At 61.4% G+C, this 12,761-nt stretch carries 14 protein-coding genes; 5 read left to right on the top strand and 9 right to left on the bottom strand.

The window, feature by feature from the left end; translation table 11 throughout:
* The first annotated feature begins 49 nt into the window (after positions 1 to 49).
* Entirely contained in the window at positions 50 to 1,075 is a 1,026-nt protein-coding gene (locus OOJ09_RS03160) for a hypothetical protein (RefSeq protein WP_269903782.1), read from the top strand.
* Here OOJ09_RS03160 and OOJ09_RS03155 read toward each other — a convergent pair.
* From OOJ09_RS03155 to OOJ09_RS03145, 3 genes are all read right to left on the bottom strand, one after another.
* Positions 1,053 to 1,400, bottom strand: a complete 348-nt coding sequence (locus tag OOJ09_RS03155) for a DUF1491 family protein (protein WP_269903781.1) — start codon at positions 1,398 to 1,400, stop codon at positions 1,053 to 1,055. The genes OOJ09_RS03160 and OOJ09_RS03155 overlap by 23 nt on opposite strands.
* A gap of 69 nt (positions 1,401 to 1,469) precedes the next feature.
* Positions 1,470 to 2,267, bottom strand: a complete 798-nt coding sequence (locus OOJ09_RS03150; protein ID WP_269903780.1) for a peptidoglycan-binding protein — start codon at positions 2,265 to 2,267, stop codon at positions 1,470 to 1,472.
* Positions 2,242 to 3,975, bottom strand: coding sequence for a PAS domain-containing sensor histidine kinase (locus OOJ09_RS03145; RefSeq protein ID WP_269903779.1), 1,734 nt, complete (start codon positions 3,973 to 3,975; stop codon positions 2,242 to 2,244). Before OOJ09_RS03145 ends, OOJ09_RS03150 begins: the two co-directional genes overlap by 26 nt.
* 533 nt (positions 3,976 to 4,508) lie before the next feature.
* Here OOJ09_RS03145 and OOJ09_RS03140 point away from each other — a divergent pair.
* Both OOJ09_RS03140 and OOJ09_RS03135 read left to right on the top strand, forming a co-directional pair.
* Entirely contained in the window at positions 4,509 to 4,862 is a 354-nt protein-coding gene (locus OOJ09_RS03140; protein WP_269903778.1) for a DUF5330 domain-containing protein, read from the top strand.
* A gap of 100 nt (positions 4,863 to 4,962) precedes the next feature.
* Entirely contained in the window at positions 4,963 to 5,391 is a 429-nt protein-coding gene (locus OOJ09_RS03135; RefSeq protein WP_256749509.1) for a SufE family protein, read from the top strand.
* Between the two features lie 106 nt (positions 5,392 to 5,497).
* On the opposite strand, the gene OOJ09_RS03130 is transcribed toward OOJ09_RS03135, so the two are convergent.
* Both OOJ09_RS03130 and OOJ09_RS03125 read right to left on the bottom strand, forming a co-directional pair.
* Positions 5,498 to 5,923 (bottom strand): MucR family transcriptional regulator, encoded by a 426-nt coding sequence (locus OOJ09_RS03130; RefSeq protein ID WP_269903777.1) that lies wholly within the window; start codon positions 5,921 to 5,923, stop codon positions 5,498 to 5,500.
* A gap of 430 nt (positions 5,924 to 6,353) precedes the next feature.
* On the bottom strand, positions 6,354 to 6,722 hold the full coding sequence (locus OOJ09_RS03125) for an SH3 domain-containing protein (RefSeq protein ID WP_420107490.1): 369 nt from the start codon (positions 6,720 to 6,722) through the stop codon (positions 6,354 to 6,356).
* 115 nt (positions 6,723 to 6,837) lie between these two features.
* On the opposite strand from OOJ09_RS03125, the gene OOJ09_RS03120 reads away from it, so the two are divergent.
* Positions 6,838 to 8,964 carry a S9 family peptidase gene (locus OOJ09_RS03120; RefSeq protein WP_269903775.1) on the top strand — a complete coding sequence of 709 codons (2,127 nt, stop codon included), beginning with the start codon at positions 6,838 to 6,840 and terminating at the stop codon, positions 8,962 to 8,964.
* Between the two features lie 94 nt (positions 8,965 to 9,058).
* Positions 9,059 to 9,448, top strand: coding sequence for an SET domain-containing protein (locus tag OOJ09_RS03115; RefSeq protein ID WP_269903774.1), 390 nt, complete (start codon positions 9,059 to 9,061; stop codon positions 9,446 to 9,448).
* Positions 9,449 to 9,455: 7 nt separating this feature from the next.
* Here the strand turns inward: OOJ09_RS03115 and OOJ09_RS03110 are convergent, their stop codons facing one another.
* From OOJ09_RS03110 to OOJ09_RS03095, 4 genes are all read right to left on the bottom strand, one after another.
* The gene (locus tag OOJ09_RS03110) at positions 9,456 to 10,406 is read right to left on the bottom strand and encodes a cytochrome c (protein WP_269903773.1); all 951 of its coding nucleotides are present in this window, start codon (positions 10,404 to 10,406) and stop codon (positions 9,456 to 9,458) included.
* Between the two features lie 9 nt (positions 10,407 to 10,415).
* Positions 10,416 to 10,853: a c-type cytochrome gene (locus OOJ09_RS03105; RefSeq protein ID WP_091576984.1), complete on the bottom strand. Its 438-nt coding sequence runs from the start codon at positions 10,851 to 10,853 to the stop codon at positions 10,416 to 10,418.
* Between the two features lie 158 nt (positions 10,854 to 11,011).
* Positions 11,012 to 11,614: a superoxide dismutase gene (locus tag OOJ09_RS03100; protein WP_269903772.1), complete on the bottom strand. Its 603-nt coding sequence runs from the start codon at positions 11,612 to 11,614 to the stop codon at positions 11,012 to 11,014.
* A 176-nt stretch (positions 11,615 to 11,790) separates the two neighbouring features.
* A complete protein-coding gene (locus tag OOJ09_RS03095) occupies positions 11,791 to 12,669 on the bottom strand; it encodes a branched-chain amino acid aminotransferase (RefSeq protein WP_269903771.1) in 879 nt (292 codons plus the stop codon).
* Positions 12,670 to 12,761: the final 92 nt, after the last annotated feature.

Here is a 12,761-nt window from a genome sequence, read left to right as displayed (position 1 = left end):
TCCCGATCGAGCATGGCCAGGTCTGTGTCTAGTATCGGGCGTATCCTTCGTGTCATCTTCGGACTTCAGGCAAATCGCGGTACGAACGGAATCGGGAAAGGCCGAAAGGCTGTTTCGCGCCGCGGTGTCGGCGTTCTGCTCGCTCACCCGCCCGTCACGCCGCGAGATCGGCCAGCTCGAGGACCTGACGCTGCCGCTGTTCGACAATGTGTCCGTCGAATCCCGCCGTTACGTCGCAGCCGCGCTTTCCGAATGCGAATATGCCCCCGCCGCGTTGGTGCGTCGTCTCTGCGAGGAACCGGTCGACATTGCCGCCCCGCTGCTCATTCGCTCGCGCGCGGTCAGCGACATCGATCTCATCGCGCTGATCGGGCGGCATGGCCTGCCCCACGCACGCGCCATCGCGCGCCGCAAGGATCTGAACCCGACTATTGCCGATCTGATCAGGGTGCTTGAACGGCCAACCCTGGTGCGGGTGCGGGATCCGGACGCCACGAACCAGATCGCGCCGGTGATCACGGAGGCCGCCTCCGGCAACGCCACGAGCAAACAGTCGCCCGGCATTGCCGCCGAAAATGCACGGCGCAGGCTGCGGTCGATGATGCGCATTGGCGACGGGGCGGCGGCGCCAAAGTCCGGTCCTTTCACGGGCACGGACACTTATATGAAATTGCGCGAAACAGCGTTGACGGGAAACGCCGCGTTCTTCCAGACCGCGCTCGCCGACGCGCTCGACATCGATTTCTCGACCGCGCGATCGCTTACCGCCAACCAGAACTACGCGTCGCTGCTCGCGGCACTGCGCTCGCTCGACCTCAGCGAGGACCGGGCATTCCTGATCACGGTTGCCGTCTATCCCAGCCAGTTCCCGCATCCGCAGGCGATCCGCGCCTTCCTCGACCGCTATCGCCTGCTGCACCTCGATGCGGCCGTCGACAAGGTGCGGCTCTGGAAGGCCGAAACCCTTTCCAGGGTGGTTCGCGAGGCCGCGCCGGCAAACAACGATAGCCGCAAGGCATCGAACAATGACGATGAGACGGCCTTGTCCGGCCTCAGGGCGTCTTTACGGAAATAAGCTCCTCGACGGGAATGGCACCGGCCTCGATCTCGACCACCCAGATATCGGGATCGAATTTCTTCTCCCGCTCCAGCCGCGCGTCGAGCACGGCGGCGTCATCGCCGGCGGCGAGAAGGCTGAAGAAGCGGTCGTCGGGCTTCGCTGAATCGTAGCTCGTCTGCGGCGCCGGCCCGAACAGCGCAATATCTCCCGACCTGCCGCGCGCCAGGACGAAAACGGCGCCAGCTTCAGTTGCGCCACGCTTGACCACGGCGGCGAATCCGCCGGCGCCGAACACCCGGCGCAACAGGGCCGAGACCCACAGATCTGATGTGACGCGCATGAGATAACTCCGGAAGGTGCGGGCTATCTATCGATATTTCCGACGCTCGGCGAGCCGTCGTTTCAGCCGTCAGTTGGTCAGGCCGATTTCGCGCATCTTGACGTAGACGATCTCATCGGGCTCGCCGGTCTGCGGCAGCCCGAACAGCGACTGGAATTCCTTGATCGCCGCCTTGGTGCGCGCGCCGACGACGCCGTCCAGCTGCATGTCGTCATTGCCGAAAGCCTTGAGCCCTGCCTGGATCTTGACGATTCGGGGATCGGGTCCCTGCGTCGGGGCATTCGTTTGCCCGGCATTCGTCTGCCCAGAATTGGTTTGCAACGACACCGGAACGGCGGCTGGCGTATCCGGGCGCGGTTGCGGTCTCGGCACGACGGAAGCGGTTTTCGGCGTCGCGCCCAGTTGATCCAGCAGCAGCGCGTCGATTTCGCCAGATGGGTTGAGACCAACCTTCTGCTGATAGGCCTGGATGGCCTTGCGCGTGTTGGGTCCGGAAATACCGTCGACCGTGCCGGAATAGAAATCGAGATCCTTGAGTATGCCTTGCACCTGCTCGACCACCGGATCAGCCTTGACCGGTGCCGGCGAAGCACCTGGCCGCACAATGTTGAATGTCGTCTCCGGTTCGTCGGCCGCCGCACGCGGAAAACCCTGGATGCTGCGCGTCGCGAAGAACGCGCCGGCATGCGGGAAAGGCTGGTACCATAGTGCATTCGCGGAAACGTAGAACAGCGTCACCAGGAATGCCGTCGACCCGCCCACCAGGACGGGATTGCGCGAAATCATGCCGCCGACCGCGACCGCGCCATCCTGAAAGGCGTTGCCGCGGCGCTTGACCGCCTTAGGCTGTTTTGCGGAGCGAGCCATTTCTGTCCTCTTTCCCCATGGCCAACGGCATCGTCAGCACTCCGGCCTTCTCCGCCGGGCGCCCCTTCGGTCCGTTCACCGGCAGGCTGATGGTCACCGTGGTGCCCTCGCCCGGCATGCTCTCGATGGACATCGTACCGTCGTGCAGCGCCACCAGGCCCTTCACCAACGAAAGGCCGAGACCCGTCCCCTCGAAACGGCGGGTATAGTCGTTCTGGATCTGCATGAAGGGCTTGCCGAGATTGGCGAAATCCTCCTCGGCGATGCCGATGCCGGTGTCCCTGACCCAGAAATGCAGGCGCGAACCGATCCGCTTGGCGCCAATGACGACATCGCCACCCTCGGGAGTGAACTTGATCGCATTGGAGACGAGATTGATGAGCATCTGCTGCACGGCACGCCGATCAGCATTGATATCGCCCGCATCCGGCGCGATCTGCGCTTGCAGATCGATGTTTTTCGTCTGCGCCTGCAGCCGCATCATGGACTGGCACATGTCGACCGCTTCCGAGAACCGGAACGGCTCCGGCTCGGTCGCGTAGACGCCCGATTCGATCCTGGACACGTCGAGTATCGAGGTCACGACTGCAAGCAGGTGCTGGCCCGAATCCCTCACCAGGCCGACATATTCCTTCTGGCGCGGATCCTTGAAGGCACCGAACATCTCGTGCAGCAGCATATCCGAGAAGCCGATGATGGCATTCAACGGCGTGCGCAATTCGTGGCTCACCACCGCCAGGAAACGTCCCTTCGCCACCTCGGCGGACGCTGCCGCCTCATTGGCCGCCGCCAAATCCTCACGCAGCCGGGCGATCTCGTCATTCTCGCGCAGCACAAGCGTGAAGACGTCGACCTCCTCTTCGCCCCGCACCAGTTCAAGCGAGAACGGCCGATAGTTGTCGGCCGCCTGGCCGTTGCCATTCTGAGGCAGCCTGATGCGCAATTCGAGCCGGCGCGACAACGCGCCATCGCGCATATCGGCCAATGCGCTGAGATAGGAGACGCGATCCGACAGGTGGATGCGGTCGAAGAGGCCGTTTCCCGACAGCAGTTCAGGCGGCAGCTTCAAGAGCGTGCGCGCCTTTGCGGAAGCGTCCAGCACCTCACCATGACGGGCGACGCGCAGGACCACCGCATCGATGATGTCCTCGAGCCGGGCGGCCGTGTCCACGACATCCGCCGCGCCGGCGGTGTCGCGAAGTGCCGAAATGCGCGGGACCAGCGTGAGCGCCCAGGCCAACGGCACCAGCCAGTGCCATGGGGCGATCTGCGCCCCCGCGAACGGGAACGCGGCAACGGCCAGAGGTTGAGCCAGAATGGCGACCGCTGCCGACACGGCTCCCCAAAGCGCCGCACGCCGCGAGGCGCCGATCCACCAGGCTTCGAACGGCAGCGCCACGACGAGCATGGCGACAGGAGAGCTCAGTCCGCCGGCGGCGGCGATCAGGCTGCCAAGAGCAAGGCCCGCCATCGCCAGGGCGACCTGAGCCGCCACAGTCATCTGGCCGGTCGCCGCCACCAGCAAGGCGACGAACCAGCATAGACCAAAAGCCGCGAAGATGGCGGCTACGGTGACGGCGGCGCCCATGCCCGAAGTGACCAGCGTGACCGCGGCTCCCGCGGCAAAGAAAGGAGCAGCCAGCATGACACCGATGAAGCGGCGCTGGCGCTCGCGGTCGCTCTGTCCAATGATGGACGGATGCACCATACGTTCGCAACCAGCGGCCATCGCGCCAGGCAATTCAACGTATCTGGCCTTTATCGAACTCAACTCAATGCACTCGCACTCGTCGTGGACAGCTCTGCTTTGCAGATTGTTCTGGTTGGTTCTGAAATTCGCATCCAGCGTTTAAGGAATGGATAAGGCAGGACCGACCAAGGCCCGGCCTGCGGCAAATATCGGGATGCCGGCGGCCGAAAGCCCGGGCAAATGCAGCCATAGTAAACGGAGGGTTATTCAATGGCGCGGCCTGTCCGTCGATGAAAGCTCGTGCCGGCGCCCTGCCATCTTGCAGAATACCGTTATGAAACAGGTGGATAGATGGTTTCTAATGGGTGAAGAAGATTATTCGGATTTGAATCAAATCGATTGCAAAATGGTTCGTTTCGAATTTGCCTAAAATTTGAGGAAAATTCTCGCTTTGCCTGCAAGCCGTCCTTTGCGGCTGTGTGCCAATATCCCGCCCACAAAAGAGGTCATGCCATATGGATGCATGATCCGGTTACGACGAGAGGCAAGGCATGTTCTTCCTGATAAGAATGGCTTTCTGGTTTTCGCTGGTGCTGCTGGCGCTGCCACTGAGTGTCGGTTCCGACGAGTCGGGTCACGAAAGCGTTGGGCCGATCCAGGCCCTGTTCGCGGCACGCGAGGCAGTTGGCGACATAGCCGGCATTTGCGAGCGCAAGCCCGATGTCTGTGAAACCGGCAAGTCGGCGATGCACACCATCACCGCCCGCGCCAAGGAAACAGCCAAGATCGCGGCCGCGATGCTGGACGACAAATCCGCCGCGGGTCCTGACACGTCGGCGACGACCGGCAGCGTGCCGGAGGAAATCGTCTTGCCCGAGACAGTCAACTTGCCTGCGCAGAATTGAGCCGTCTCGACGGCGCACCGCGGGTTGTCTGCCCTCTCGACGCCCGCGGTGTCTTTGTTTTTTCCGTGACGCGGCACTGCTGCGTGACTATATCCGAGTGATGACGACCACGATCCAGACGATCCGCGACGACTTCTCGTTCCTTGAGGATTGGGAGGACCGTTATCGCTATGTGATCGAGTTGGGCGAGGCGCTGCCGCCATTTCCGGACGAGGAGCGCAACGCCGCCAACAAGGTGCCGGGCTGCGTCAGCCAGGTCTGGCTGACCACGGAACAGGGGCCGGGAACCGATCCCGTCATCACCTTCACCGGCGATTCGGATGCCCATATCGTGCGTGGGCTGGTGGCGATCATGCTTGCGCTGTTTTCCGGAAGGACTGCCAGCGAGATAGAGAAAACCGACGCGGAAGCCACATTGAGGGAGCTCGGCCTCGACGAACACCTTTCGCCGCAGCGCGCCAATGGTCTTCGCTCGATGGTCAAGCGCATCAAGCGTGACGCCGAGGCGGCACTCAAGCAGACCGCCTGACCACCCGCCGAGTTCGGCCGTCTTCACCCCGTCTTGCCGACTGCCTTGCAAAATCAAACGGCGCCCGAGGGCGCCGTTGGGGTCGATCCGATCTGGCAAGCAGCGATTACCGCGCCTTGCGCTTGCGGCCGAGACCCATCTTCTTGGCAAGCTGGGACCGGGCTGCGGCGTAGTTGGGAGCAACCATCGGATAGGTCGGATCGAGATTCCACTTTTCGCGATACTGATCGGGCGTCAGGTCATAGTGGGTCATCAAATGGCGCTTCAGCGACTTGAACTTCTTGCCGTCTTCGAGACAAACGATGTAGTCGTCGTGAACCGAGCGCTTCGGGTTGACGGCCGGCTTTTGCTTGTCCGCAGGCGGCTGTTCGGCTGTTCCGCCCACGCGCCCGAGCGCGGCATGGACATCGGCTATCAGGTTCGGCAATTCGCCGACCGGCACGGGATTGTTGCTGACGTAGGCGGCCACCACATCGGCGGTCAACTCGATCAGCGCATCGCTGTTTCTGGCAGGTGTTTCGGCAATATCCATGGTCTTCAGGCCCCAACAGGAGTTACTTCGGTCCGCGCCCTTTTTTTAACAGACAGGGCATAGCACGAATTTTGTGCAGGTAGAATTTCTGCGATTCGTGTCGCGGGCACATCAATGAGCCCGCAGACCAAGTAAGTCAATTCTCCCCTCGCGCTATATTGCGCGATGTATCTAAATTATTCGCGGATCAGCTTCAATCTTTCGTGCATCATGTAATTTCTCGATATTTCCCTCGCCAAACCAGCAAAGGCTGACGTTAGGTCAGCTCGCCATTACATTCGCGATAACTCACTAAGCAAGTTTCAATGCTTGATTCTGCTTGGTTGCCCCGCTGGCAACATTGGTTGCCTGCATCTCTCGACAAAACCACAGGTTGCCGCGCGCCTGTCGCAAGCAAGCAACCAGGCGACGTGCCCGCCGAACCAATCAATCAATTGGGGGTGATGTACTTGCCATAGGCCCAGCCGGCCACGAAGTTGCCGTTCCTGGCAGGATCATGCCAGACTTCGCACCAGCGGTGGCGAACTTTCCGTTCCTGCTGCCACGCCGGTTGATTGGCGATGTCGAGCAGATTTACCCCACCGGTGCATCGTCCAGTCATCTGCAGAACGGTCCCGTTCGGGTATGCCGCCTGTTTCTGGGATGTACCCGAGGGATATTTTCGCACATTGAGCGTATCGCCGAACGGCACATTGGCCACTTGCCAAGCCGCGAATACGGTCGCATGAGACTGGCCGACAGCAGCCAGGGTCAGCGAAGCAACGGCGAGAGCTGCGGCAATCCAAGAACAAATAGCCATCATCTCTCTCCCGGCCCATCTCCTGGAGCCGACACAACCGATAGGCTGCGGCTCTTGAACCCGCGCTGATCGGCGTGTTCATTCGCCATTCAAGATACTTCCAAAGCGAGACGCAATGACCAAGACCTCCGCATTTCCGATCGTCAGCCCGCCAGCCCCCGAGAAACGGCCGGTGTCCGACACTCACCACGGCATCACGCGAACCGATGACTATGCCTGGCTGCGGGCCGACAACTGGCAGGAGATGTTCCGGGATCCATCATTGCTCGATGCCGGGATTCGCGCAGAACTCGAGGCCGAGAACGCCTACCAGTCGAAGCTGATGGCCGACACGGTCGAACTGCAAAAGCAGCTTTTCAAGGAGATGAAGGGCCGCATCAAGGAAGACGATTCTTCCGTACCGATGAAGGATGGCCCCTATGCCTACGGTTCATCCTTCAAGCTGGGCGGCCAGCAACCGCGTTATTTCCGCATGCCGCGCGATGGCGGTGTCGAGCAGATCCTGCTCGACGGCGACGCCGAGGCCGAGGGCAAGGCCTATTTCCGTCTCGGTGGCGTCGATCATTCAGCCGACCATCGCAAGCTGCTATGGGCGTTCGACGACAAGGGCTCCGAGTTCTATACGCTGCGTGTGCGCGACCTTGCCGCCGGCAAGGAACTTGCGGACCAGATTCCCGACACGGGCGGCTCCGGCGTGTGGAATGCCGGCGATGACGGCTTCTTCTACACCCGCCTCGATCCCAATCATCGCCCGTCCAAGGTGTTGTTCCATACGCTCGGCGGCAGCCCTGAAGATGACCGGCTGATCTACGAGGAGACCGACCCAGGCTTCTTCATGGATGTCGGCGGCACGCGTTCTAACGAGTGGATCATGATCGGCATAAACGATCACGAGACTTCAGAATATCGCCTGTTGAGCGCCAGTGACCCGTTTGCCGAACCGAAACTGGTCTCGCCGCGCGAGGTTGGCCTTCAATACGACCTGGAAGAAGGCGGCGACATCTTCTTCATCCTGACCAATGCCGACGGTGCCAAGGATTTCAAGATCATGACGGCGCCCGCGAGCGACCCGGTCCGCGCCAACTGGCAGGAACTGGTGCCGCACGAGCCGGGCCGGCTGATCCTGTCGGTGATCGGCTTCAGGGACCACATGGTGCGGCTCGAACGCAAGGAGGGCCTGCCGCGCATCGTCGTGCATGACCGCGACAGCGGCGAGGAGCATCATCTGTCTCTCGACGAGGAGGCCTTCTCGCTCGGCCTGTCCGGCTCCTATGAATACGACACCGAGATCATGCGCTTTTCCTACTCGTCGATGACGACGCCGGCGCAGGTGTTCGACTACAACATGCGCACCCGTGAGCGGGTGCTGCTGAAGACCCAGGAAGTGCCGTCCGGCCATGATCCGGACCACTATGTCACGCGGCGGCTGATGGCGCCTGCCGCCGATGGCGAACTGGTGCCGATCTCGCTTCTGCACCACCGCGATACGCCGCTGGATGGATCCGCGCCTTGCCTGCTCTACGGCTACGGGTCCTATGGCATCACCGTGCCGGCCGCATTCAACACCAACTGGTTCTCGCTGGTCGACCGCGGGTTTGTCTTCGCCATCGCCCACGTCCGCGGCGGCAAGGACAAGGGCTATGGCTGGTACGACGACGGCAAGCGGGAGAACAAGATGAACACGTTCACCGATTTCATCGCTGTCGCCCGCCATCTGGTTTTGGAACGCTACACGGCCCACGACCGCATCATCGCACAAGGCGGCTCGGCCGGCGGCATGCTGATGGGCGCCATCGCCAACATGGCGCCGGAAAGCTTTGGCGGCATCGTGGCCGAGGTGCCCTTCGTCGATGTGCTGACCACCATGCTTGACGCCAGCCTGCCGCTGACGCCGCCTGAATGGCCGGAATGGGGCAATCCGATCGCGTCAGCCGATGACTACCGGACGATCGCCGCCTATTCACCCTATGACAATGTCGCAGCGCTCGACTATCCGCCGATCCTGGCGCTGGCTGGCCTCACCGATCCGCGCGTCACCTATTGGGAGCCGGCCAAATGGGTGGCGCGGCTGCGCGAGCGCAAAATCGGCAGCAATCCGGTGCTGTTCAAGATCAACATGGATTCCGGCCATGCCGGGGCATCGGGCCGGTTTTCCAGGCTGGAGGAAATCGCCTATACCTATGCCTTCGCGCTCAAGGTTGCCGGCAAGGCGCATCTTGTCGAACACAACCTTTTGAGCTGATTTTCCGCTCGCAATTGCGATAGTCGCGCGCTACCCAATGCGCGGCTTTTTTCAAAGCCGCGCCGCCCAATCATCAATCTCGCAAGGGTCTGCCATGCTGCTCGTCGACGTCTATCTCGACAAATCGCCCATCCAGGGTATCGGTGTCTTCGCCAAGACCCATATTCCCAGCGGCGCGCTGATCTGGAAGCTCGATCCCAAATATGACCGGCGTATCAAGGTCGAGACCTACGAGAACGAAACCGGGCCGGTCAAAGCCTATCTCGACCGATATTCCTATCCCGACCGGCGCGACCCGAACTACATCGTCTTCGAAGCCGACGACGCGCGTTACATGAACCACGACGACGATCCGAATTGCGATGTCTCCTCGCCCGAGGAGACCTACGCGTTGCGCGACATCGCGCCCGGCGAGGAATTGACCTGCGACTACAATCATTTCTTCGAAACCGGCTTCGATTTCCTCGGCGACCGCCACCCGTGATCGAAAATCAGTTCGCCGTCTTCTTGCGAGCCGGGTAGCCGTTGGGATGCGGCGGTATCGCCTTCAGATAGGCGGCGATCGCCGCGCGATCGTCCGCAGTCAGCTCGGCCATGTTCTTTTGTACATCGACCATGGCACCGCTCGCGGAATCGAACTCTGGCGTAAAGCCGGTTTCGAGATAGTTGGCGATGTCGTCTTCAGACCATTTTCCGATGCCGCCCTCGCCCGAGGTGATGTTCGACACGATACCGTTGCCTTCAGCCGCCGCCGCGCCAGCCAGCCACTCGCTCTTCTTGGCGCCACCGGTGAAGGCGCGCGGCGTGTGGCATTCGCCGCAGTGGCCTGGTCCCTCGACCAGGTAGCGGCCGGCCATCACCGGATCCGGCGTGCCATCAGGGAAAGCGATCACCGGCTCCTTGCTCAAATAGAGCCGCTTCCACAGCCCGAGACCGCGACGGATGTTGAAGGGGAAACTCAACGAGTGACCTGGCGCTTTGCCGGCAACCGCCGGAAGCGTCTTCAGGAAGGCGTAGAGATCGGCAATGTCGGCTGGCCTCATGCGTGCGTAGGACGGGTAGGGGAACGCCGGGTAGAAATGCTCGCCTGAAGGCGAGACGCCCTTCAGCATGGCATTGGCAAGGTCTTCCACCGACCAGGCGCCAATGCCATCCTTGGCGTCCTGCGAAATGTTGGGTGGCACGAAGGTGCCGAACGGCGTCTTGAGTTCGAGACCGCCGACCAGTTGAAGTCGGGCATCACCCTGGGAACCAGGCTTGGCATGACAGGACGTGCAGCCGCCGGCATTGAAAATGCGCTTGCCCCTGGCGGCATCGCCGGGGCCGAGTTGCGCCAGGGTTTCAGCGTCGAGCTTGACCGGCGCCGACAGCAGCCATCCGGCCACAGCACCGACACCGCCCATGATCAGGGCGGCGCCGACGAGTTTTTTCAGCAAGGGCATTGCCCGCGATCAGCCCTTTTTGATCCTGTAGGTCTGATGGCAGGTGCCGCAGTCGGAGCCAAGCGTATCGAACTGCGCCTTCAAGGCGTCGACATCGGCAGGGGCGGCGGCAACCGCGGCCTTGACGTCAGCGAGATACTTGGCGTGAACCGCCTTGAAACCTGCCATGTCTTCCCAGATCTTGGGAGCAGCCGTGGTGTCGCCAGCGTCGCTGCCGGCCGGGAAAAGAGCGTCAATATCCAACTTCTCGGCATTCGCCTGAAGCGCCTGCAACGCCGTCAGCACCGCCGCTGCCTCGAAGGGCTCCTGGCCGTTGACCACTTTCGACAATCCGCCGGCAATCTTTCCACGTTCCTTCATCAGAGCCTGCCGATCGAGGATCGGGTCGGCAAAAGCCGCCGAACCGACGAGGCCGAGCATAGAGATGGCGATGACAAGCTTTCTCATTCAATTGGCTCCATGATGAAGGGGACAGAACGATAACGGCCAGGCCGGCGTGAATATTCCCTATTGATTGCCGGATTTTGCCGGGCATAATTTTGCATCGACCGCGCCGACGCTGGAAAAGAAAAGCCCCGGCGTGCCGGGGCTTTTCCGTAAATCGATCAGGCCTTGGCCTTTTCGTAAAGCTCGAGGACATGGTCCCAGTTGATCAGGCTGTCGACGAACGCCTCGAGATATTTCGGGCGGGCGTTGCGGTAGTCGATGTAATAGGAATGTTCCCAGACATCGACGCCGAGGACCGGCGTCGCGCCATGAACGAGCGGGTTTTCGCCATTCGGCGTCTTCGAGATCGCCAGCTTGCCGTCCTTGACCGAAACCCAGGCCCAGCCCGAGCCGAACTGCGTCGTGCCGGCGGCGATAAAGTCGGCCTTGAACTTGTCGTAGCCGCCGAGATCGCTATCGACCGCCTTCTGCAGGGCACCCGGCAATTTGTTGCCGCCGCCGCCCTTCTTCATCCACTTCCAGAAATGAATGTGATTGTAGTGCTGGGCGGCATTGTTGAACAGGCCGGCATTCTTGCCGAACGACTGCTTGACCACCTCTTCGACTGACAGATCGCCCATGCCAGCCTCCGCGGCCAGCTTGTTGCCGTTGTCGACATAGGCCTTGTGGTGCTTGTCGTGGTGGTATTCCAGCGTCTCTTTCGACATGTAAGGCTGCAAGGCCTCGTAGTCGTAAGGCAGAGCGGGCAATTCAAAAGCCATGGATGGTACTCCCTCGTGGAAAAATCCGGTGTCGATACCGGATTAAGATAGGTCTGGATTGAGCTGGAACAACTCCGGAATGAAGCGCCGGTTCCCTTTCTAAGCGGGTTGCGGAAAACTGTCACACGGTTTTCCGACAACGAACCACGCAGAGGCAAAAGACCCAGCCGGACGCGTCAGCCAGCCGGCGTCGAATGCGCCCAATCCCAATAGAGCTCGCGCGCCTTCTTGGCCACCGGCCCGGGCTGCAGATTACGATCCTCGATACGCGTGATAGGCACCACCTTGGAATGATTTCCGGTCGAAAAAATCTCGTCCGCTTCGAGGAAATCGCGCACCGACAGCGTCTTTTCAGTGGTCTTGAACCCATACTCGCCAAGCAGGGTCATCGTGCGCGAGCGGGTGATGCCGGACAGGAAGGTGCCGTTCGGCGCCGGCGTGAAGACATGGCCGTCCTTGACCAGGAAGATGTTCGAGGTTCCGGTCTCGGCGACGTTGCCCAGCATGTCGAGCACCAACGCATTGTCAAAGCCGCGCATCTTGGCTTCGAGGATGGCGCGGCCGTTGTTGGGATAGAGGCAGCCGGCCTTGGCGTTGGTCGGCATGGTTTCGATGGTCGGGCGCCGGAACGGCGACACGGTCACCGAAAAGCCGGTGGGTGGGATCATCGGCGATTCATAGAGGCAAAGGCAAAAACGGGTCGACGCGGGATCGGCCGGCACGCCCATGTAGCCGCCATGCTCGGCCCAGTACATCGGCCTGATGTAGACGGCTGTCTTGCCATCGAACTTCTTCAACCCATCCCACGTCAACCCGACGATCTTGTCGGCGGTCATGGACGGCTTGAGGCCGAGCGCAATCGCCGACGAATTCACCCTGGCGGCATGGAGCTCGAGGTCCGGCGCCACGCCCTCGAACCAGCGGCCGCCGTCGAAGACGCTGGTGCCAAGCCACATGGCGTGGCTGCGCGGCCCAAGAATGGCGACATTGCCCTCATGCCAATCGCCATCGACGAAAGTCCAAGTCGCGGATTGTGCCGCTGCCGCCAGTGTCATCGCGTTGTCCCGTCTCAATCGGTCTCGTTCGACAGCCATTGGAAGATGCTTTGGCGGGCGGCGTCAACCGGCATCGAGGAGTTTTGTTGAGG

The organism is Mesorhizobium qingshengii, assembly GCF_027563465.1.
In the GTDB taxonomy this organism is placed as follows: Bacteria; Pseudomonadota; Alphaproteobacteria; order Rhizobiales; family Rhizobiaceae; genus Mesorhizobium; species Mesorhizobium qingshengii_A.
The sequence above is the reverse complement of the archived record's forward strand: the minus strand, read 5'-3'. Positions and strand labels throughout refer to the sequence as shown.